The organism is Paracandidimonas soli (assembly GCF_004342005.1).
Classification (GTDB): Bacteria; Pseudomonadota; Gammaproteobacteria; order Burkholderiales; family Burkholderiaceae_B; genus Paracandidimonas; species Paracandidimonas soli.
The window spans coordinates 149,068-168,481 of record NZ_SMBX01000008.1; the positions used below are offsets into that span (position 1 = coordinate 149,068).

A 19,414-nucleotide genomic window follows, 5' to 3' on the forward strand; every position below is an offset into this window, starting at 1 on the left:
ATGAAGCTCCTGCGCAGCCGGGCCGCATTCCTCCTCTTGGCCGTGTCGGCGCTTGTCCTGGTTCTGACCGGACAGCGGGCCGGCAGCGATACGTCGGAGGCGCGCCTGCTGCATATCGAGCCTTCCGAGTTCGCGCCCGTGGTGGTGTTCGAACAGTATGGCGAGCGCTGCATGAACTTCACCGAAATCGAAAGCAGCGGGCAGCAGACCTGCTTCCAACTGGACGATCCGGACAAGATGGTGTTCGCCTACACGCGTCTGATGGCCAGCGCCTTGCTGGCGAAGCCCGATCCGGCCTCGGTCCTGATCATCGGCCTGGGCGGCGGCACGCTGCCGGTCGCGCTGCACAAGCTGCTGCCGGAGGCCGTCATCGACACGGTGGAGCTGGATCCGGCGGTGCTGCGCGTGGCGCAGCGCTTTTTCGGCTACGAGACCGGCCCGCGCCAGCGGGTCCACGTGGAAGACGGGCGCGCGTTCGTCGAGAGGGCGGGCCGGGAAGGCCGGCGGTACGACATGGTGATGCTGGATGCCTTCGGCGTCGACTATATCCCTGCCCATCTGCTCACGCTGGAGTTCTTGCGGCATGTGCGCAGCATCCTGGCGCCTGGCGGCCTGGTGGTTGCCAACTCCTTTACGCGCAGCCGGATGTACGAACGTGAATCGGCCACCTATGCCGCCGTATTCGGCGAGTTTTTCAATCTGCGCTCCGGATTGGGGGGCAATCGCGTCATTGTCGCTTCGGCGGGCGCCTTGTCGGACGAAACCTTGCTGCAGCGCAATGCCGCGATGCTGGCCGAACGCCTGAAGCCCTTCGGCATCGATGCGGAAGGCGCCGTGTCCCGGTTTTCAGTAGTGCGGGGCGAACATGAGGACGCGGAAATACTGCGCGACGAGCCGGATTATGGGAAATAGGCCGTATCCTCTCGCAGGATAGGCAAGTCGCGGCGCTCATGTCACAATGACCACGCGCCCAAGCGCAAGCCTCGTCGTTCACGACGAGGTCAAGCGAGGCAGTGTTACATACGGCGCCGCAGGCGCCTCCGTATGGTGGCGAGGAAGCTCCCGATCTCAGGAGGGAGTGACTCACCCAGCGCCAGCCGTTCCGGCCTGGAGCGCCGAATTGGCAAGCGCTTTCTCATTTTCTGTCAGGAAGGAGAGCAGCGATGACCGACAATCACGTCTACAAAAAGATCGAACTGGTGGGCTCGTCCACCAAGTCTTCCGACGACGCCATCGAGCAGGCTATCGTCCGTGCTTCCCAGACGCTGCGCAATATCGACTGGTTCGAGGTGGTTGAAACGCGAGGCCACATCAAAGACGGCAAAGTCGCGCACTGGCAGGTTGTCCTGCGGATCGGCATGCGGCTCGAACTCGACGATTGAGGGTGCGCAGCCGCAGGCTGGCTGCAGGCCGCCGGGCGCCGTCACGCTCAGCCTGCTGCCATGGCCTTACGGCAGCATGGCTTTCCACGGCAGGCAGGCGAAAGCCGGGGGAGGGCCCGGAATCTCTTCCGGAGTCAGGGAGCGTAATTCCGGCATGTGCATGACAATGTACTGGGCCGATTGAAGGATGGCGTCGTCCACGTGAACCGGGCTGTCGTATTGCCGGCCGGGTTCCGCCTCCTCCAGTATGGCCTCGCTCACTTCCAGCGTTTTGAGTATGCCTGCCAGCGGCTGTTCGTTGGCCAGGCGCGCATTGCCCGCGGCTCATTCCTCGAAGGTGATGCCATTGACGGGAGGCGGCAAGGTGCCGGCAGCCAGAGCGTGCAGCGAAAAGATGGAAAGGGCGACGGCAGCGGCATATCGAATGAGTCGTTTCATATGTTTTTCTTGTTCCCGTAAGGCCCGCGTCATCATGCCATGCGTCGATCATGCCGCACGTAAAAAAAGTGACCTGGCTTTTCCGGGAAGGCGAATACGGTTTCGCGCACAGTACAATTTTGGCGCTCGCCGGATTTTTTCTTCTCGACAGCGGTAGATATGCTTCCTGCGCGGCCGCTTTCCAGATTTCGATAGAAGGAATATGCACGATGAAGCTTGTGGCGCTGACCTATGGCACCGAAGGCGACACGCGTCCCATTGCGGCGCTATGCCGGGCGCTGATGGACGCCGGGCATGAGGTATCGCTGCTTGCGAATGAGGGCACGCTTGGAAGCGCGCGCAGCCTTGGCGTGCCGCATGCGGCATTGAGCGGGAATATCAAGGAAGACCTGGGATCCCTGGTTGCCGAAGGCAGGGGAGTCAACGCCACCGTAGCCGGCCTGTCGCGCATTGCCAATGCCCAGGCGGAAAGCTGGATGAGGCAGGCCGTGCAGGCCTCCGACGGCTGCGATGGAATCATCGTTGCCGGCCTGACGGCGTTTATCGGTTTGTCGGTGGCCGAGTATCGCGGGATCCCCATTGTCGGCGCAGGCATGATTCCGATTTCTCCAACGCGCGCGTTCGCGTCGCCTTTCATTCCTCCTGGAGCGTGTCCTTCAATTTTCAACAAGGCGAGCCATCATCTGGTCAACTGGATGTTGTGGCTGTCGTTCCGGAAGGCGACCAACCAGGCCAGGAAACGGGTATTGGACCAGGGACCGCGACACAGTCTGTGGGCCGGGCATCCGATGCTGTACGGCGTTTCTCCCGCATTGCTGCCGGAGCCTCGCGATTGGCCGGAGAATGCAAAGCTGTGCGGGCAGTGGCTGGGGCCCGCCGATTCATGGGAGCCGGCCCCTGAATTGCAGGCTTTTCTGGATGCTGGCGAACCTCCGATCTACCTGGGGTTCGGCGGCATGGTCGGGTTCGACCGGGAAGCCTTGGCGCGAGTCCTGATCGATGTCCTGGAGGGGGAGAGGGTGGTCTTTCATCCCGGATGGTCGGGCTTGCCGGAAACATCGTTGCCGGATAATTTTCACGTGATCGGAAACACGCCGCATGATTGGCTCTTTCCGCGCATGTCGCTGGTCATCCATCATGGCGGAAGCGGAACGGCGCATTCGGCGTGCCGTGCCGGGGTTCCTTCCGTCGTCTTGCCGTTTGCCGGCGATCAGTTTTTCTGGGGGCGGCAACTGGAGCGTCTGGGCGTGGCCGCCGCGCCGGTCTCGACAAAGCAGCTGAGCTCCGATGTCGCCAGGCAGGCCGTCCGGTTCGCCAGGTCCGCAGCGGCGAAATCCAGGGCATCGAAGCTGGGGCATGCGATGTCGCAAGAAAACGGGACAGCGGCGGCAGTGGCGGCGATTGCATCGATACTGGAAAGTTGTGAAAGCGGTCTAGGATGAGGGTAGGCGTTCGGGCCATTCCGCGAAAGGCGCCGGCCACCGCTGCCAGGCGACCGGACCCAGAGCCATTTCTTCATCGGTGAGCAGGCAGGCATTGAAGCGCGCATGCAGCGCGTTCTCGTCCATGTCCATGCCGATCAGCACGAGTTCCTGGCGCGCGTCGCCGACATGCTCGTCCCATCTGGAGCGAATCAGGCGAATGGCTTCCGGGTCTTCGGGCCAGGCGGCTCACTTCGACCAGCAGGTCTTCGCGCAGCGTACAGCAGATACAGCCGTTGCTCATTTCCACCAGCTTTTCGTCGGTACGGGAAAGTTCGGCGCCTCCCTCGCGAACCAGGGCGGCATCGATGTTGACTTCGGACATGTCGTTGACGATGACCGCCACGCGCTGTCCTTCTCGATTGTTGAGGATGTGATTGAGCAGCGTGGTTTTGCCCGCGCCGAGAAAGCCGGAGAGAACGGTGACGGGCAGTCGCGGATCAGTTGAATGAGTGTCTGTGTTCATTGCTTGTGGCCGATATCGATTTTTGCTGATTATAGTATGTTATAACATAACAAATATAGAGTGCTGAGAAGCTCAGACGTGGAAGAGAAATCAGTGCAGATCGCGTACGCTGCAGGACCGCCATTGCATGATTGACGCCATGATGAAAAAAAAGCAGAACCCGATGTTTCAAAGGGTTCTGCCTTCACTGTCTCAACGTATTGCGCGCACCTGATCCGGCGCGGCTACCTTCAGATAATCATGCTGGTGGCGCAAGGGCCTTTCTGTTGTTGGCGGCCAGTGCCCATCAGGCGCTCATGCGGGAAACGGGTGGAGGTTCTTCCGTGTCGGTCAGCCACGCCTGGCCGCGTTGGCAGTGTGCCAATCGTTCCAGTTCCGCCTGGCCTGATTCAGTCAATAGCGCTATGTCGACGGCTGTCCGATCGGGCGCCGAGATGGTGACTTGAGGTACGCACAACACCAATCCCCTGGCATGCAGTTTGCGAAAGATGTTTTGCTTCTTGTGCCAAGGCACCTGGCGAAGGCGAACCTGTTTCAATACATCGTGTACCTGCCCATTCAATAGAGTCATGCTATTTACCCTGTTGTCCATCGTGCTGTTGGAACTGCGGTGAGAGTAGCCCTCATAAGGGGAACAAGCCGTATTCATTATATGTCGCAACGCGCTGAGCTGTTTGCGATCGGGACAGGAGGTCAATTCAGCGGCCTGCTTGCGCCAAGCATCAGTCGATCCAGGGCATTGGCAAACGCACGCCGGTCGGCCTGGCTGAAAGCGGAGGGGCCGCCCGTATCGATGCCGGCGCTGCGCAGTTCTTCCATCATGTCCCGCAGCGACAAGCGCTCGCGTATCGTATCGGCGGTATAGCGTTCGCCCCGGGGGCTGAGCACCAGTGCGCTCTTGTCGAGCACTTGGGCAGCCAGGGGAATGTCTCCGGTAATGACCAGGTCGCCGGCAGACACGTGCTGGACGATATGGTCGTCTGCCACATCGAAACCGCGCGGCACCTGAACTGCGCGGATCAGAGGTGATGGCGGCGTGCGCAGCATCTGATTGGCTACCAGTGTCAAGGGCCGCTGCCATCGCTGCGCAGCCCGATACAGGATGTCCTTGATCACGGCGGGGCAGGCGTCGGCGTCAACCCATATATGCATGACATCAGTCCTTCAGTGGTGTTTCCCGATTCGCTTTCCGGGCTTGCCATGGGCAGTTTAACCTGCGGGATGGCTAAACCCGCCGTGTCTGTTCTCTGTTCCAGCCTCGATGATAGCGATGACCTGTCACGGGTTTCCTTGGGGTCAGAGCCGTTCGCCCTTTGACTGTTGGCCTCATATGCCTTGGCTCGTGCCTGAGCGAGTGTGACTTCTGGGTATGGCCCCAGCCCAAGTTTGATGCGTTTGCCGTCTTTGGTGTAGCGATAGATCCAAACCTTGCCAGTGTCTCGAACGCGCAGGTACAGATTGTCCCCGTCGTTGAGCATGTATTCCTTCAGGGCCGGCTTGGCCGCTCTGATCTGAGTTTCATTGAGTAAGCCCACAACTGGCCCCCCAGAGTTCGTTTTTCACGAATCTATTGTGGGGTACCACCTGGGGGGCCGGCAAACTCCGGATGTAGCGACGCGCAGTGAGACGTCCTGGGCAGCGATTTGCGCCTAAGACATTGATTTTTTTGAGATTTGGGAGGTTTTGAACCGTGCTGGAACAGCAAGATGGTGGCCTTGGGCGGAACCTCATTGGCAGCTACTACGCCTTTGTTCATGCGGGTTTGAAATTCTCAAGTCGCTGTTACGCCAACTGGCAACGCTCAACGGCAGAAGAGCCGCCACAAGAGTTGCAGCAGGCGCCGGTACGCGAGGTCGGGATGGCAGAGATCAGCTGACCGCGGGGGTAGGAGAAGCAAACATTCCGTCGCAGGCCGACGATGTACTTCATATTGCCATCGTCGGGGGTGGGGCGACTGGCGTTGAGTTGGCGGCCGAACTCGTCGAAGCACTCGCGAGCCTGGTTTATTACGGCATCGACGAGCTGCAGCCAGGACGCGATGTGCAGATTACCCTGATCGAAGGGGACGACCGCATTCTTTCTGCGCTGCCGGAAAAGCAGTCGATCAAGGCGCAGAAACTGCTACACGAGAGAGGCATCACAGTGAAGACTTCAGTGCGCGTGGCGGATGTCCGGGCAGACTACCTCACCGATGCTGAAGGCCGTCCTTATCCCGCCGAATTTTGTGTATGGGCCGCAGGCATCGAAGCACCGGAGATCCTCTCAGAGTTGGGTCTGCGCACGAACGCACGCCACCAGATTGTCGTAGATGCACAATTGCGGTCAAGCGATCCGCATATTCTTGCATTCGGCGACTGTGCAGAGGCTCCCTGGCATGGCGAAAATCGACCGCTCCCGGCGAAGGCCCAAGTCGCAAGCCAGCAAGCCTCCTCTATTTAAGGCGTAGACCGTAACTACGAACCAGCGCTGTGTAACTGTGACTCGTAAAAACGAGGCCATGGTCCGACCTCAGCAAGAATGGCTCGGAAACGCGGCCAAGCGTGCCGAAGCGGGCGATCAAGGCATGTTCCAGAGCGCTGCCAGGCCCTTGAGCTGGAAGATGCGCTGTACCGTGTTCTTCTTCATACCCAGCCGCCTTCGTGAGCTTGTAGTACACCTTGCGCCGCTTGGCCGTCCAGCGTTTGATGTCTTCGTCCATCTTCAAACTCATGTGATTTCCTTAATTATCACTAGAGCAGGTTTTCACTGGGTCGTTACAAATGGGCACGCCTATCGGGATGACCTGCACGTCGTCTGCCACCATCTATTTGCCGAACATTGATCCGCCCTGCATGAAGGCTTCCAGGCTTGGGATCTGTAGCATATCGCCCAGGCCGCTAGGGCGGCTCAGGAAGTCGAGCAGATGGTTGTCGACGTCTTCCTGGGTAGAGGTAATGTTGATGTGCCCGGAAACCTCGGCATATTCGCGGGGATGCTCGGCGGTGCCGGGAACCAGCTCCAGGTCGCCTTTGTATACCTGGAATGAAAACGTACCAAAAAGATGTTGGTACGATGCTTCGCCCAGGTGAAACTCGCCGTCTTCGCAGTCTTGCATATTGGTCGTGCAACGCAGCCAATCGGGCTCGGTGTTGTCGTAATCTTGCATTGCGCTCTGGAACTGTTCAGATATGCGTTGCAATTCGTCCACGCTCATGGTTTGCATGGCGGAAAAATCAAGCCGGCTGGCGAAATCGGCGGCGGTAGTCATGGCGTCTACCTGGCTTTTGGGGGTGATGTTGACGGAGTAGTTATCAGGCGGAACCCGCTGTGGAGCCGGCTCGCCCGGCACGGTAAGCACAAGCAGCACATCGCATGTGCCGGCGGCATTGCGCCCGTTAAGCTTCACCATAATCTGGGAATCTGTTTCCAGGCGCACTTCAGCGGCGGCACGCGCCACCTTGCGTTCAACATCCGATGCCTCCACGCTGGCGTCGAAGCTGTTTTCGAAACGCCGGCGGTGCCTTTGTATGCGTTCCAACTCGGCCTGGCTGTACTTCTGGGCCTGCATTTCGGCTCGGTCAAGGTCGTCTTCGATATTTTTAAGGCCTTGCGGCAGCATGCGTTCCAGTTGGCTGGCGACGCCCTCGGGTGTCATGAAAGCGTACGTGGCGCGGGCGTCGTCATCGCCGAAGCAGCTCCATTTCGGGTCGGGGCCGGTAATGGCAAAGCCGGGCGGTATGGCTCCGGGCAGTGAGCCTGAAGAGGTGTCTTCGCCGTAAAACCCTTCCACTTCCACCTTCAGGCTAAATTCCGCCGGCGCGGTGTCAACCGCATTACGTGCCACATTGGCGACTCGCACCAAGTACTCGATGCCCCCGTCGGCATCAAGCAGGTGGGGATGGATGCGGCGCAATTGGCTGTAGGGCGTGGCGGAGTCTTCGGGACGGCTCACAAGCCTATGATCCACGATCAGGTGCAAGGCGTCCTTCATGGCAGGGTCGGAAGAATCCAGCGAGAAGCGCACGGTGTAGTGTGCGTCCGAAGCAATCACCGGCGGGGTCTGCACGCGTATGCGCCACGCGCGCGTTGCAACAGGTTCGATGTGGCTCAGGTCATCGCTGTGGAATTCATAAACGGCGGGCGTCTCCAGGGCCACGTTTTCGACGTGCTCGAAGAACTTGTCGTCATCCAGGTATTGCGCCACAAATTGTGGATACAAGGCATACAGCCCGCCATGGTAGGGGCGCAGTGCGTCCATCTTGGCCGCCGCGTACTTCAGGCCAAGATCCACCATCGCCAGCCCGGAATCTGTCCAGGAGCCTTCTTGCGAGAAAACATGATGAAGATAGCTGGTGCGGCGGGTGTCCAGAGGGTTGGGGCTGCCGAGCATGTTGCCTACGGCATACCAGAAGTACCAGGTGCCATATGAGCATTGCCAGGCGTAAGGCGCCACGCCTGCAGGCAAGACGACGCTCTGTTCCTCCGACAGCCGCGGCCAATGCAGTGGCTGGTCGAATGTGCGCGCCCAGCGGATATGCGAGGGGCCATGAAATGGATGGTTAAGGTGCTGCCGGTTCTGTCGTTCCAGGTATTGAATTTGTACTGCCGAGGCCGTGCCTTCGGTAAGCCAGTTGTTAGCTCGTTCGCCAGGGTCGCAGTCGTGTAGTTTTTTCATGTTGGCCCCGTCGGCCCATGAGCGATAGGAAGGATAGGCCCGTTGAACACCGTGAAACAGCTCGTGCACGGCAGCCGCCTGATAAATGTGTTCGTTGGGTGTCTGGGGATCGAGCAAACTTTCGTGACTAGAAAGCCTCATCTTGCCGGCCGAGGAATGAGCGGATACCGGGTTGGAAGAGTCGGGGCGCAGGTACGCCAGATAGCGCTCGTTATCTTTGAATGAGAATTTCCCGCGCTCGTTGATCTGATACGGTGCCGGGAAAGACATGGACTGGAACCAGGAGCTGGCGCTTTGCAGCGTGAGGCGGTGTTCTTCTGCAATGGTCGCGCGCGTGCCTGTGGGAGCCGTACCCCCCTTTTCAGGCTTTTCGGTGATGACCCAATTGATAGTGGGCCATTTGGCGTGAACAGGCTTTGCCGTAGCAAGCAGCAACCCCACCATGAGCAAGGCGTGGGCCATCAGTAAGCGTCGGGTTGGGTTCATGGAAGCTGCCCAATACTAAGGTGAATAACGATACAGTTGCTGCTCAAGATAGTGCAGATCGTTCCGCGCACGCGACAGACGGTTATCCAGGTGTCGAATTTTCTGGCGCAGCTCGTGGCGTTTGTTTTTGTCTTTTTCTTTATTAAGGTCGCGCTCGGCGCGCTGTAGGTCGCGATAAAGCCTGTCGACGTTCTGTTGCGCTTCGTAGGCCCGGTAGCCGCGCTGATGGTTGGCCAGAAATTGGCGTTCCAGGTGCATGGGGCAGACGTTGCGATAACTTCTTCCCTGGCGGCCTTCGTAGACGGCATTGGCCGGCGTGCAGTATTCAAGCAGCCCCTGGTTTCTGCCTGCATGGTATTGCTGGGCATTGGGGGTTACGCCCACTTTGGCGCAGGCTTCGCGGTGGTCTTCAAGCAGGCTTGCCGTGTGGCCGGCGCGTCCGTCGCGGTAGCCTTGGTCAAGCCAGTTGGCGCTTAGGCATTCTTTTTCGGACATGCTGGCGCAGGCGGAAAGCAGCAGGGCTGCAGCACCGACTAAGGCCGGGCGGATCAAGCCAGCGCTGATGGAAACCAGGCGGGTTGCCGCAGCGCGGGCCGAATCAATGCTTGGGCGCACGGACGTTGAAGTTGGCTTCATAGTTAAGTGTCGGGCCGGAGCCGTTTTTGTTTTTGGCGGGAGCAAGAGCGCCCTTGGCCTTGCCTACAACGTGAAGCACATCGCCTTCGAGCGTGGCTGATTCAATTTCAAGCGTGCCGGAAGCGTGCTGGTAGTCGCCGGCCTGGCGGCCTTCTTTGATGGTGTAGATTACCTCGAAGGGCGTGGCATCCAGCAAGCTGTAGTCTTTTTCGTCGAGCGAAAAGGTTATCTTCAATTGCGGTGCCGACGGGTCGGGTTCGACCGTGGGCCGCGCAGTGATTGACAGCATAATGCCCTTGGGCGCCATGTTGATGCCGCCCAGCATCATGGGAGGGAAGGTGCGCCAGTTGGCGGTATGCACCAGCCTGCCGGGTTGTCCGGGCACGGTGTTGGAGGTGGAATGATACTTAGCTTGCTTGCCGTCGATGGCAAGCTCTATGGTGCCGGTGGATTCGTATTGAGGAAGCTCTTGTGCCCCCGCTGCGCCTGTGGCCGACAGCAGGACAGCGGTACAGGCGGCTAATAGTTTTTTCATGAGTTCACCAGGAATATTCATGTTGTGTAGGCAAAGGCGGTTTGTGCCGGTAAAAGGTGGCTCGAAGTTGTTAACGCCGAGGCACAAGCAGCGTTGAAAAATTGGGCGGTGTTTGTTCCGCCTCGAAGCGTTGCGTCCAGATTTCGGACACGCTTGAATCAAGAACCACCGATTGCCTGGCCAGGCCCATGACAGCAGCTTGTTGGCCATCGGTGTTGGAAGAAATTACAAACTGGAAGGCGGGCTGGCCCGGTTGGTAGGGCAAAGGGTCCATGCCCTGGCCGGCGATGCTGCTCCAGAGCTCTTCCATGACGCGTGCCGGTTGCGCCACGCCCCAGTTGCTGCGTGCTGCGTACAGGGCGGGCCCAAGCTGGGGTGGCGGAACGGCTTGCCAGCCCCTTTCGGGACCGGTGGGGTCGGCCAGGACCAGGCACGATACGCCAAGGCAATCGTCGGCCTGTGCCTGGGCGTCAGGTATTTCGACGCGGCCTGCGTGCGTCAGCGCAGCCTGAAACCCCATGACGGGAGCCATGACAAAGCGCCAGCTGACATGCGGCCCCACTCCGAACTCTTGCGGGTCGGCCAAGTGGTTTGCCGGTGTCGATGCCTGCAGGTCGGCACGACGGGCCGGGCCAAGGTTGTAGCGCCGAACCTCGACATGGTCTTGCTGCGCCTCGGGTACGTCGGGCGACACGTTCATGCTGTACTCGATGCGATACCGGACATGGGGCAGAGGCGCTTCGTAAGCGTGCACCAACAGCACAGCACGGGTAAGTGCGTCGAGCCCGGCGTCTGGAAGGCCGATGGCCGAATGCGCCGCGGTGGCATTGGGAAAAGTGGCTGCCGTGTAGTATCTGCTGTCGGCCAGATTATCGGCGTCGAGCTGGGTGTGGTTGGCCGCTTGAACGAATTCGTTTCCCATGGCGTCAAGCTGCGCCATGGCCTGCTGCAGGGGGTTGCCGGCTACCTGTGAGCATGCCGATAGCAGGGTGAAGGCGCCAAGCCAATGTAATGTCTTCATGACTGGTTGCCTTGCGTTTGTGCGGCGCCATTGGCCGGGCCCGCGTCAGCCGAAGGCTGTCGAACCCAGCTTGCGGCTTTTTCTTTTAGCTGCGCGAACTTGCCCGAGGCGGTTTCAAGCCGGGCTTCCCATTCCGGGTCGGGGCTTTGGCCGTCGATGGCCTGGAAGTAGGCTTGCAGCAGGCACGCAACGGCGAAGGGCTCGAGTATGGCTGCCTTGAGCGCCCATGCCAGGATCAGCGCAAATACGATGCCGGCTGCGGTTCCGGCGCCCGGCATGAACCACGCCAGGGCGGTGGCCGGCGCCACTAGCAATATAAAAATGACTACCGACAAGCCATAGGTAATTAACGCGAGCCAGGCCGCATTGCGCAGCATGCCCGTTGCGTTCTGGCCATACAGTACCAATGCCGTGCGGGCCGAAGCCCAGGGGTTCAGGCTTTGTGTGTGAATGGCGTAGGCAAGAATGACTTCATCTACCAGGCCCACGGCCAAACGAAGAAATGCGCGTACAAGACGCATGAATTGCTGCACGCCGGCGATGGGAAGAAGGCCGGCCAGGCCCTGCACAAGGCCGGTGACGGCGTTGATGACGCCCTTGACGGTCTGGTCGATAAGGAACAATACATTGGCTTGGCCAAAGCGGTTTTTAACTTCGGCCGTGGCGAGCTGGATCTGGGATCTGCCTTGGGGAATGGTTTGGCCCTGCAGCAGCTTGACCATGACGGCGATATGGCCTGCCTTGACCATGTACAGAATGTATTCGCGTAAAAAATACAGAATGCCCGCAGTCAGGCCAAAGCCTGCAGCCCCGCCCCAGAAGGCGGCGCCGGCCTGAAACGACTCGTCTCCCAGGCCGCCGATGCCCCAGCCCACGCCGGCGCCGATGCCTGTCATCAGCACATAAGCCAGCGCAATGCCGAAATACACGGCGCAGCGCAAGGCGATGAACGGCAGGGTTTGCATCATTAGCGATATTGATCGCCCGATATTGAAGCTCCACATAGCGGCCTCGTGTTTGTGCGCCGGTTGGCGCTGATTGGGGTTCGTCGGTCATCGTATCCAAGCCTTTACCAAAAGAAACCGTACGAACGAACGGGGAGCATCCGTTTAATCGGTGTCCAGGCTGGCCGGCAGGGTCAGCAGCAGTGCGATCAGGTCGGCCTGCCGGTTGGTATGAGTCTTTTGAAAGATGTTGCGCTTGTGAAAAGCCACCGTAGTCAGGGAGATGTCAAAGGTTTCGGCTATTTGCTCGGGTCGAAGGCCCTGGGCAAAGGCCCAGGCTACGCGCCCTTCGGTGGGCGTGAGCTTGAACAGCGATTCCAGAGCCTTGAGCGGGGCGGCCTTGTCGCGCTCACCAGCTGAAATGAACAACGCCACGGCGGGAGCCTCGTCCATGCCTCGGCAATCCAGCGAGCAAATGGTTACCAGCAGGTCGCGTTGGGCGTTACGACGAGGCAGTGAAAGAAATTCGGTGTACTCGTCGCCTTCGGTGGCGGCGTCGATGGCGGCTCGTACCTGGGCCGACGAAGCCAACGAACCCGGCAAGCCTGCGGTATCGGGGCCCCCGGGGGGCGGCGAGTCGGCGCAATCCAGCAGCATGCGCTGGGCGGCGATATTGGCAAACTGTGTGCGGCGTTCGCTATCCAGCAGCACGATGCCGGCCGTGATCAGGTTGAACATGCGCGAAAGACGCTCAAATGCGACACCGTCAGCAGGCACGGAAAGCATGGATGCGCCGGTTTCGGTGGCGGCTTTCGAGGAAGGTGTGCGGTTCTTCATGCGCTGCACCTGACGCAGGCGGGCAGAAATGGTCGCCAGCATTAAGTCGAAATTGACGGGCTTGACCAGGTAATCGTCGGCGCCCGCGTGCTTGCCCTGGGTAATCTGGCCCGAGCCGTCCTGGGCGCTAAGGAATACGAAGGGAACGTCCGCCAGGTGGGGCATGGTTTCCCGTACCGACCGCAGCAGCTCGTAGCCGTCCATTATGGGCATGGCAATGTCGCAAAGGATCAGGTCGGGCTGGAAGCAGTGCAGCTGTGCCAGCGCCTGTCGGCCATGTGCGGCCTTGACCACCGCATAGCCGGCGTCAGTAAGCTCGTCGGCCAGTATGTCGCGCATGTCTTCATCGTCTTCGACCCACAATATGCTTGCCTGGGCGCACGGAACGTTTATGTTCGTCATGCGGCCCCCAGCTTGACGGGCGCCGCTGCTTGCGTGGCGTCGTCAGGGCAAATTCTGAGATGCCGATGGCAGGGCAGTTGCAAAGTAAAGCTTGAGCCGACGCCGGGTTCCGAACACGCCAGTATGGTGCCGTTTTGCAAGACGGCCAGCTCCATGGCTATATGCAGCCCGATGCCTGTCCCGACAATGTCGGTGGTGGCCTTGGCTCGAAAATAGCGCTTGAAAACATGGGTAAGGTCGTGCGCGGATATGCCTCGGCCCTGGTCGCTTACCTGGCAGTAAATCTGGCCGTTCTGGCGATAGGTGCGTATCGATACCGCCGTGTCTTCTTCCGAGTATTTGATGGCGTTTGAAAGCAGGTTGCCGATGATCTGGCTGGTTAGCATGGAGTCGCAAAGCACGGTGGATTCACCTCCGGTTTCGTCGACGACGTGGATGGCTCGCCGTGGCGCAATCGCCTGTTGCTCGGCCACGGCCTGGCGCGCTATGTCGGCAAGGCGACACGGCCGCATTGCGACATCCAGCTGCTCCATGAAGCGGTCTGCCTGAAGTATGTTTTCAATTAGCTGGTTAAGTCGCTGGGTGGCTTGTCGGGCTTTTGTGGCCCGGTGCCGGATCTCTTCCATGGCCATGCGGTCGCCGGCGCGTATCAGTCTTTGCATGGTGGCGTCAATAATGGCCAGCGGAGTACGAAACTGATGCGACACCATTGAACCAAAGCTGCGGTACAGGTCGCTGATCTTGCGCTCGTTCTCCAACTGTTTCTGCAGCTCGATACCGCGCTGGCGAATGCGTTCGTTGTCGCGGGTCTTTTTCAGGGCCAGCAGCAATTGCACAGACAGCACTGCGCCGCAAATCCAGATTCCTATCATCAGGAAGAAAACGGTAAGCACGGCGTTGCGGTAGGTGTCTATGCGTTCTCCGGCTTCTTCCCATTGGGCCATCATGGCCTTGCCGGATGCGCTTTGCAGCGTGGCGCTGAAGATGCTCAGTGCCTGGCGAATCTGTGCGTAGCCTGCAGCGTCGATAGTGCCGTTCTCGAAAAGTTCGGCAAGCTTTACCACGGCGTCGGCTTGGATGGTAAGTGTTTCGGCGATGCCCATCGCCTGCAGGGCCCGCTTTTGCGGGCCGTCGTTAAGCACGCTGATCCGGCTAAGCAGCATCTGGTAGCGGTGAAGCAGGTCGCTGTCAGAGCCGGGGTCGACCAATCGATGCTGTACCGCGTTGGCCAGCATCAGGCTTTCGACGTGGGTCTGGTAGATGACCCACACCATGTTGGCATTGACGTTGTTTCGCATGGCGCGCTGGATGTCGGCAAGCCGGAACAAAGAGACGGTAAGCAGGATGGCCAGCACCATGATCGCCAATATGGGTAGAAGGTATCCCAGCACGTTGGAGCGTGTCAGACTCATGCCGTTATCGTGTTATTTGACGGTAATGCGATGCAGCTGCCACACCCATCGATAGTCGTAGCGGATATCTTGCAATTGACGCCAGTCGTCGCGGGGATAGACGATCCAGAAAGGGCCTTTGCCCGACGGCAGCAGCCTTTCGCCGTCCATGTGGGTTGCGAGCAGAACGTCGTAATCGTTGAAGTCGGCAACCGGTATGTCGACGTTGTAGTTATTGAGCGCCCGGGCTTCGATCAGTGTTCCCTGGGCGCCCACCAGTTGCAGCAGGTCGCGCACCAGAATGCCGTCGAAGCGTCTTACGCCGTCGGTAACAGCTGTGGTGGTGTGCAGGCTGTGGGCGGGCAGACTACGTATTATGTTCAGGTCAAGCCGTGCTTCGCCTGGCGCGTTGTTGTGCTGAATAGCGCCATCGATAACAAGCAGAACTTCAGTGGTGGGCTGTGCCAGCCCGTTACCGGAGCCGGGCTCGGAAAAAGCAAAGGCCTGGGGCGCGCCGGCTGCGGCGACGCCCCAAAGCAAGCTCGATGCCAACCATCGCCATCGTTGCGTTATGGTGTGTCGCATGTGCCCCCCCTTTCGTGTCGGGGTTAGGGTACCCCAACCGACCCGCTTGTCAAGGGTTCGCCAGTGGCGGCAGCGGCTGCTTCGGCGTCTTGTGCGTCGGCCTCGGCTGCGATGTGGGGCAGCACCATTGGCAGGTTTGCCAGCACGCGTTTGGAACTGTCCATCACGTAGCGCAGTTCGTACTCGCCGGGTTCTTGCGGCATCCTGATGGTTACCGGCGTGCCGGGTTCCGTGCGTGCGTAGTCAAGGTACTTCTCGGCGGGTGCGCCCTTGGGTACGATGGTGATGTAATCGCCGCGATTGTTCGGGCCTGTCCATGCCACCGTGGCCGTGCCGCCGGGAACGGCGTTGCCAACCAGCTCCAGGCTTGCCGATACAGGGGCGAGGATTAGCGGCTGCGAGGCAAGCACACGTGTGGATTTATCCAGCACGTAGCGGATTTCGTACCGGCCCTCGCTATCCGGGGCCACTACCCTTACCGGGTTGCCGCTGCTGGTGCGGGCGTAGTCGTTGTATTTTGCGTCGGGCGCGCCCGCCTCGACCACGGTAATGTAGTCGCCCGGGCTGTCTGGGCCTGTCCATTGCACTGTTACCCAGCCGCCTGCGCCCACGCTTTCGGGGCCTGAAACCGTGGCTTCCACAGGCACCAGTTTTATGGCTTGCCGCGCCAGCACGGCACTGCGCCCGGCCATAACGTAGCGCACCTCGTAATTCCCCGGCGTGCCGGGTGTCTGCAGCTTGATCGGGCTTCCTCGTTCGGTGCGCTCATAGGCGCCGCTCTGGATGTCGCTTTCCTGGGGGTCGATGATGGTGACGTAGTCGCCAGGCGCGTCGGGGCCAGTCCAGCCGATCTCAATAAAGACGCCGGCGCCTGCAACTTCTGGAGCATCGAGAGTGGCTGCGGGCAGGGCGGGTTCCGGTTCAGGCTCGGGCGGTGCCGCACGAGTGGCCTGCATCGCGGCGTTCAGAGCATGGCTTAGCCGGGCAGCGTCGTCGGCGGCAAAGTACTGGCCGCCCGTGTTGTGGGCCAGGCAGGCAACCTGTTCGCCTTGTTGCTTGGTCAGGCCAAGGCCCACCACGTGCGCGGTGAAGTCCACCCCGCTTTGCTTCAGCTCGGTACCCAGGGCACAGGGGTCGGCATTGCAGGTTTCTTCGCCGTCGGTAATCAGGATGACGGTTGCCTTGTCTTCGGTGTGGCGTAGTTCGGCGGCGGCTTGCTGCACGGCTGCCGACAAAGGGGTCTTGCCCAGGAAGCGCATGCTTTGCACTGCCTGCACGATGGCCCCCTTGGTATTTGCCGCCGGTGCAACCAGGGTTTCGATGTCGCTGCAGTTGCCTTTTTCGCGGTGGCCGTAGGCCATCAGGCCCAGCTCCATGGTGTCGGGTACGGTTTCAAGCATGTCGCGCAAGGCCTGGCGCGCAATCTCGAGCTTGGGTTTGCCGTCGATCTGGCCCCACATGGAGCCCGAACCGTCGAACACGATAATGGCGCGCTCAGTGGCATGCGCGCCTGGACTGGCCGCGCCTGTGCCGGCCGTAAGCATCGCGATCAGGGCGACAGGACCTAGGATCTTCAACACTGGCATGCTCCATGAAAAAGCTTGGTTGGATTTGGCCATGCCCGAGTAAAGCCGGCCGGGAACCGCCGCCTGCTGTCGGCCAGCAAGCTGCAATGAAGTGGATGCTAGCCATGGGGCCGCCTTGTGTCGCCGTCTGTTTGTATGGGGTTCGCCTGGGCGTACATGCGTGTCGCCTCGGCGCCGCGCCAGAAGCTGGACGGGCGCGGACACGCCAAAGTCGGGCGCGCGAAGGCCGCGCCACCGGCCTATATGGAAAAATTCGGTCGAGACGGGGTCCAAGTCGGCATCGGGCGTCATTCTGTGGGCAATGCTACTCCGACGAGGCACTTTCCCGTCTAAACAGACGGTGCGCAGAGCGTGGAGGCTTATTACGATGTCAGGGCTGTGCGGCAGCCAGCACGCAAGCCGCTTGATCTGAATTCTTTTGCCGGAACCCCCCATGACACTACTTCAACGTTTAGCCGCCGCCTTAACCATGCTGTTTTGCCTGGGGCTGTCACATGCTTACGCCGAGCCCCTTACATCGGAACAGGTTGGTCGCTTCATCGCCAGCATGCCCGAGCTTACGGCGCTTGGAGAAAAATATCAGGATTCTGCGCAGCGCAATATCGACCCCAGGCGACCATTGGGCTCCAGCCTTGAACTAATGGGCGGCAAGGGCCAGGAGTACGCCGACCTGGCTCAACTGGCAGCCCGGCACGGCTTCAGCAGCCCCGAGCAGTGGGCCGATGTCGGCGACCGCACCATGCAGGCTTACCAATTTGCATCCAGCCCCGTACCGCCCGACCAGGTCGACGCCATGTATCAGCAAGGCATTGCCAACATCCTTAAAGATGCCAAGCTAAGCGCCGAACAAAAGCAATTGATTCTTAGCCGTATGGAAAAGACCCACAGCGGCAACCAGCAGGCTCGGCAGGCGGTCGATAAAGATATTCCAGCGCTTAAGCCGCACATGGCCGAACTCGATAAGCTGTTCGAGTAGGCGTTCTCGGCGATCAGTTTGGTATCGGCCAAATCTTTACTGCGGGTCAGGCGAGTTTGGACACCAAGCGGTTCAAGGCGTTGAGAGATAGTGGCTAGTTCGTCGGTGATGGCCTGCAGCGCTTGGTCGCGTTTTTTTTGCCAGGGGCGGTAGGCTACGTCGATATCAACGGACAGGCGGGGCATGTCCTGCACGAACAGATTGATTGCCGTACCTCCCTTCATGGCAAAGATGTCGTTATTGAAAACAGCCGGGGTAACGGCCAGCAGCAAACGGACCGTATCCGCGTAGGTTTTATCCATGAGGATTCAGGCTCAGTAAAGTACCGTCTGGAAGCCGGCTCATCCACCGTTTGTCGCTACCCGTCTGTATTGGATAGCGCGCCAACAAGTCATCGGCATCGACCACCCCTGTTTCCCGGGCCCAGGTAAGAAAAAGGCGAACGGCTTTGATGCTGGTACAGCACGTCAGCAGCTGGCCGAGCAGGTCCTTGCGTGATGAGCGCAGGCCGTCGAAGAGATGCCTGGCTTCCTCCAGGCTTTGTCGGGTCCCTGCGTCGTACAGCATTTCCAGCACGGCACGTTCAGCAACCGCTACACAGAGATCATCTGGCAGGCCGGGTGGGGTTGTCAGAGTCTTGCCTGGCAGGTCGCTGTCTGGCCAGTTGAAGAGCCGGGCGTAGACGTATCGGGCCGGGAATCGTGAGGTGAACCATTCGGGCAAAATATAGCGGGTGTCGCCCCATAGCACTAGCGTGTCGCGACCCAGGTTGTGTCTGATGCCTTGCAGAGCGAGGGCGCTTTTACCTGCGACGTGCAGACCTGAAACGTGTCGCTGAAGAAACAGCAATGCGCCATAGACGCTGAAGTCGTCATTGGGAAAGGCATAGACGCCTTGAGCCAGGCGCACGAGCCATCCATTCTTGACATAGTCAGCCGCCATCTTGGGGGACACGCCAAGCTCCCCCAAGGTGTGAAGGTCAAACGGTGCACCCCTCGGGATATCGGACTGCACACGTTTGATTAGATTGTGCTTTGAATTTCCGCTCATAGGTTAAAAATAGCACGAAATTCAATCATAGAGGCCACTGCGTGAAAAACAGGTAAGTTTCTAGCTCGCTTCCCGTTCTTCCAAAAGGATGATTAGATTTTGAATCTTGATTAACTTTATGCGTTAATTTGATGTCAAAATCTAATCGGAATCCTCAAAGGCACCTTCAACGGCATGAACAAGGCTTCTACACCAAGTTGGAAATGATCTCGCGACGGGCGTATGGATTTAGAAATTTTGGGAATTACCGACTGCGTGTCTTGGCGCAGTGCGGTTGGGATGGTGTAACTAACCTAGTTTGATGGATGCCCCGTCCCCCTTTAATGGGGTAGAGTCTAGAGCCCCAACTTTGGGAGTGGAGTTCATCAATGGAGTAGAGCGGAATGCAAAAAAGCCCTCGATCTCTTATGAAATCAAGGGCTTTGGAATTCTGGTGGCGGAACACGGAATGAATCGCCCCGGGAATCGCGGAGGCTGTTTGGTTAAAGTACAGCGTTCATCGGCACGGCGGCGGGGTGAGTACGGTGATAGAGTTCCTCCGCCT

Annotated in this window: 21 protein-coding genes and 3 pseudogenes; 7 read left to right on the forward strand and 17 right to left on the reverse strand. The window is 59.5% G+C overall.

Features of this window, described 5'->3' with window-relative positions; genetic code table 11:
* The 3 genes from EV686_RS14800 (at position 1) to EV686_RS14810 (ending at position 3,262) form a co-directional block, all read left to right on the forward strand.
* Entirely contained in the window at positions 1-912 is a 912-nt protein-coding gene (locus EV686_RS14800; RefSeq protein ID WP_132477722.1) for a spermidine synthase, read from the forward strand.
* Positions 913-1,163: 251 nt separating this feature from the next.
* Entirely contained in the window at positions 1,164-1,382 is a 219-nt protein-coding gene (locus EV686_RS14805) for a dodecin (RefSeq protein WP_132477723.1), read from the forward strand.
* Positions 1,383-2,029: 647 nt separating this feature from the next.
* Positions 2,030-3,262 carry a glycosyltransferase gene (locus tag EV686_RS14810; RefSeq protein WP_132477724.1) on the forward strand — a complete coding sequence of 411 codons (1,233 nt, stop codon included), beginning with the start codon at positions 2,030-2,032 and terminating at the stop codon, positions 3,260-3,262.
* Here the strand turns inward: EV686_RS14810 and EV686_RS19140 are convergent.
* The 5 genes and pseudogenes from EV686_RS19140 to EV686_RS14835 all read right to left on the reverse strand — a co-directional run bounded on the left by EV686_RS19140 (position 3,254) and on the right by EV686_RS14835 (position 5,245).
* Positions 3,254-3,406, reverse strand: coding sequence for a hypothetical protein (locus tag EV686_RS19140; RefSeq protein WP_243650907.1), 153 nt, complete (start codon positions 3,404-3,406; stop codon positions 3,254-3,256). The genes EV686_RS14810 and EV686_RS19140 overlap by 9 nt on opposite strands.
* 70 nt (positions 3,407-3,476) lie before the next feature.
* Positions 3,477-3,767, reverse strand: a pseudogene (locus tag EV686_RS19145) (GTP-binding protein); the annotation flags it as partial.
* Between the two features lie 286 nt (positions 3,768-4,053).
* On the reverse strand, positions 4,054-4,338 hold the full coding sequence (locus EV686_RS14825) for a hypothetical protein (RefSeq protein WP_132477726.1): 285 nt from the start codon (positions 4,336-4,338) through the stop codon (positions 4,054-4,056).
* Positions 4,339-4,460: 122 nt separating this feature from the next.
* Complete coding sequence (locus EV686_RS14830; protein ID WP_132477727.1) at positions 4,461-4,919, reverse strand: YaiI/YqxD family protein; 459 nt, start codon at positions 4,917-4,919, stop codon at positions 4,461-4,463.
* Positions 4,880-5,245: an Arm DNA-binding domain-containing protein gene (locus EV686_RS14835; RefSeq protein WP_243650905.1), complete on the reverse strand. Its 366-nt coding sequence runs from the start codon at positions 5,243-5,245 to the stop codon at positions 4,880-4,882. The genes EV686_RS14830 and EV686_RS14835 overlap by 40 nt, the downstream gene beginning before the upstream one ends.
* 212 nt (positions 5,246-5,457) lie before the next feature.
* Here EV686_RS14835 and EV686_RS18900 point away from each other — a divergent pair, with 212 nt between their 5' ends.
* Positions 5,458-5,643 (forward strand): hypothetical protein, encoded by a 186-nt coding sequence (locus tag EV686_RS18900; RefSeq protein ID WP_243650908.1) that lies wholly within the window; start codon positions 5,458-5,460, stop codon positions 5,641-5,643.
* Positions 5,640-6,206, forward strand: a complete 567-nt coding sequence (locus EV686_RS18905; protein ID WP_341539339.1) for an NAD(P)/FAD-dependent oxidoreductase — start codon at positions 5,640-5,642, stop codon at positions 6,204-6,206. Before EV686_RS18900 ends, EV686_RS18905 begins: the two co-directional genes overlap by 4 nt.
* On the opposite strand, the gene EV686_RS18730 is transcribed toward EV686_RS18905, so the two are convergent.
* The 10 genes from EV686_RS18730 to EV686_RS14890 form a co-directional block, all read right to left on the reverse strand.
* On the reverse strand, positions 6,199-6,477 hold the full coding sequence (locus tag EV686_RS18730; RefSeq protein WP_207901811.1) for a hypothetical protein: 279 nt from the start codon (positions 6,475-6,477) through the stop codon (positions 6,199-6,201). The genes EV686_RS18905 and EV686_RS18730 overlap by 8 nt on opposite strands.
* Positions 6,478-6,570: 93 nt before the next feature.
* Entirely contained in the window at positions 6,571-8,907 is a 2,337-nt protein-coding gene (locus EV686_RS14850) for a hypothetical protein (protein ID WP_132477730.1), read from the reverse strand.
* 15 nt (positions 8,908-8,922) lie between these two features.
* Positions 8,923-9,543 (reverse strand): DUF2799 domain-containing protein, encoded by a 621-nt coding sequence (locus EV686_RS14855; protein ID WP_132477731.1) that lies wholly within the window; start codon positions 9,541-9,543, stop codon positions 8,923-8,925.
* A complete protein-coding gene (locus tag EV686_RS14860; protein ID WP_132477732.1) occupies positions 9,506-10,099 on the reverse strand; it encodes a hypothetical protein in 594 nt (197 codons plus the stop codon). The genes EV686_RS14855 and EV686_RS14860 overlap by 38 nt, the downstream gene beginning before the upstream one ends.
* A gap of 49 nt (positions 10,100-10,148) precedes the next feature.
* Positions 10,149-11,099 (reverse strand): hypothetical protein, encoded by a 951-nt coding sequence (locus tag EV686_RS14865; RefSeq protein WP_132477733.1) that lies wholly within the window; start codon positions 11,097-11,099, stop codon positions 10,149-10,151.
* Positions 11,096-12,067, reverse strand: coding sequence for a hypothetical protein (locus EV686_RS14870; RefSeq protein WP_207901798.1), 972 nt, complete (start codon positions 12,065-12,067; stop codon positions 11,096-11,098). The genes EV686_RS14865 and EV686_RS14870 overlap by 4 nt, the downstream gene beginning before the upstream one ends.
* Positions 12,068-12,208: 141 nt before the next feature.
* Positions 12,209-13,282: a response regulator gene (locus EV686_RS14875; protein WP_132477735.1), complete on the reverse strand. Its 1,074-nt coding sequence runs from the start codon at positions 13,280-13,282 to the stop codon at positions 12,209-12,211.
* On the reverse strand, positions 13,279-14,637 hold the full coding sequence (locus tag EV686_RS14880) for a sensor histidine kinase (RefSeq protein ID WP_165972632.1): 1,359 nt from the start codon (positions 14,635-14,637) through the stop codon (positions 13,279-13,281). Before EV686_RS14880 ends, EV686_RS14875 begins: the two co-directional genes overlap by 4 nt.
* 69 nt (positions 14,638-14,706) lie before the next feature.
* Entirely contained in the window at positions 14,707-15,258 is a 552-nt protein-coding gene (locus tag EV686_RS14885; RefSeq protein ID WP_207901800.1) for a putative pterin-binding protein, read from the reverse strand.
* A 23-nt stretch (positions 15,259-15,281) separates the two neighbouring features.
* On the reverse strand, positions 15,282-16,838 hold the full coding sequence (locus EV686_RS14890; protein WP_207901802.1) for a VWA domain-containing protein: 1,557 nt from the start codon (positions 16,836-16,838) through the stop codon (positions 15,282-15,284).
* A gap of 439 nt (positions 16,839-17,277) precedes the next feature.
* Between EV686_RS14890 and EV686_RS18645 the strand changes: the two genes are divergently transcribed.
* Positions 17,278-17,820, forward strand: coding sequence for a hypothetical protein (locus EV686_RS18645; RefSeq protein WP_165972626.1), 543 nt, complete (start codon positions 17,278-17,280; stop codon positions 17,818-17,820).
* A 2-nt stretch (positions 17,821-17,822) separates the two neighbouring features.
* Here the strand turns inward: EV686_RS18645 and EV686_RS14895 are convergent.
* Positions 17,823-18,122: pseudogene (locus tag EV686_RS14895) on the reverse strand (nucleotidyl transferase AbiEii/AbiGii toxin family protein); the annotation flags it as partial.
* Complete coding sequence (locus EV686_RS14900; RefSeq protein ID WP_132477737.1) at positions 18,115-18,870, reverse strand: type IV toxin-antitoxin system AbiEi family antitoxin domain-containing protein; 756 nt, start codon at positions 18,868-18,870, stop codon at positions 18,115-18,117. The pseudogene EV686_RS14895 and the gene EV686_RS14900, both read right to left, overlap by 8 nt.
* A 179-nt stretch (positions 18,871-19,049) precedes the next feature.
* Here EV686_RS14900 and EV686_RS19150 point away from each other — a divergent pair.
* Positions 19,050-19,172, forward strand: a pseudogene (locus EV686_RS19150) (transposase); the annotation flags it as partial.
* Positions 19,173-19,414 lie beyond the last annotated feature (242 nt).

Coding starts and splice junctions, on each gene's coding strand:
- EV686_RS14800 (WP_132477722.1), top strand. CDS start 1: ATGAAGCTCCTGCGCAGCCGGGCCGCATTCCTCCTCTTGGCCGTGTCG.
- EV686_RS14805 (WP_132477723.1), top strand. CDS start 1,164: ATGACCGACAATCACGTCTACAAAAAGATCGAACTGGTGGGCTCGTCC.
- EV686_RS14810 (WP_132477724.1), top strand. CDS start 2,030: ATGAAGCTTGTGGCGCTGACCTATGGCACCGAAGGCGACACGCGTCCC.
- EV686_RS14825 (WP_132477726.1), bottom strand. CDS start 4,338: ATGACTCTATTGAATGGGCAGGTACACGATGTATTGAAACAGGTTCGC.
- EV686_RS14830 (WP_132477727.1), bottom strand. CDS start 4,919: ATGCATATATGGGTTGACGCCGACGCCTGCCCCGCCGTGATCAAGGAC.
- EV686_RS14835 (WP_243650905.1), bottom strand. CDS start 5,245: ATGCTCAACGACGGGGACAATCTGTACCTGCGCGTTCGAGACACTGGC.
- EV686_RS18730 (WP_207901811.1), bottom strand. CDS start 6,477: ATGAGTTTGAAGATGGACGAAGACATCAAACGCTGGACGGCCAAGCGG.
- EV686_RS14850 (WP_132477730.1), bottom strand. CDS start 8,907: ATGAACCCAACCCGACGCTTACTGATGGCCCACGCCTTGCTCATGGTG.
- EV686_RS14855 (WP_132477731.1), bottom strand. CDS start 9,543: ATGAAGCCAACTTCAACGTCCGTGCGCCCAAGCATTGATTCGGCCCGC.
- EV686_RS14860 (WP_132477732.1), bottom strand. CDS start 10,099: ATGAATATTCCTGGTGAACTCATGAAAAAACTATTAGCCGCCTGTACC.
- EV686_RS14865 (WP_132477733.1), bottom strand. CDS start 11,099: ATGAAGACATTACATTGGCTTGGCGCCTTCACCCTGCTATCGGCATGC.
- EV686_RS14870 (WP_207901798.1), bottom strand. CDS start 12,067: ATGATGCAAACCCTGCCGTTCATCGCCTTGCGCTGCGCCGTGTATTTC.
- EV686_RS14875 (WP_132477735.1), bottom strand. CDS start 13,282: ATGACGAACATAAACGTTCCGTGCGCCCAGGCAAGCATATTGTGGGTC.
- EV686_RS14885 (WP_207901800.1), bottom strand. CDS start 15,258: ATGCGACACACCATAACGCAACGATGGCGATGGTTGGCATCGAGCTTG.
- EV686_RS18645 (WP_165972626.1), top strand. CDS start 17,278: ATGACACTACTTCAACGTTTAGCCGCCGCCTTAACCATGCTGTTTTGC.
- EV686_RS14900 (WP_132477737.1), bottom strand. CDS start 18,870: ATGAGCGGAAATTCAAAGCACAATCTAATCAAACGTGTGCAGTCCGAT.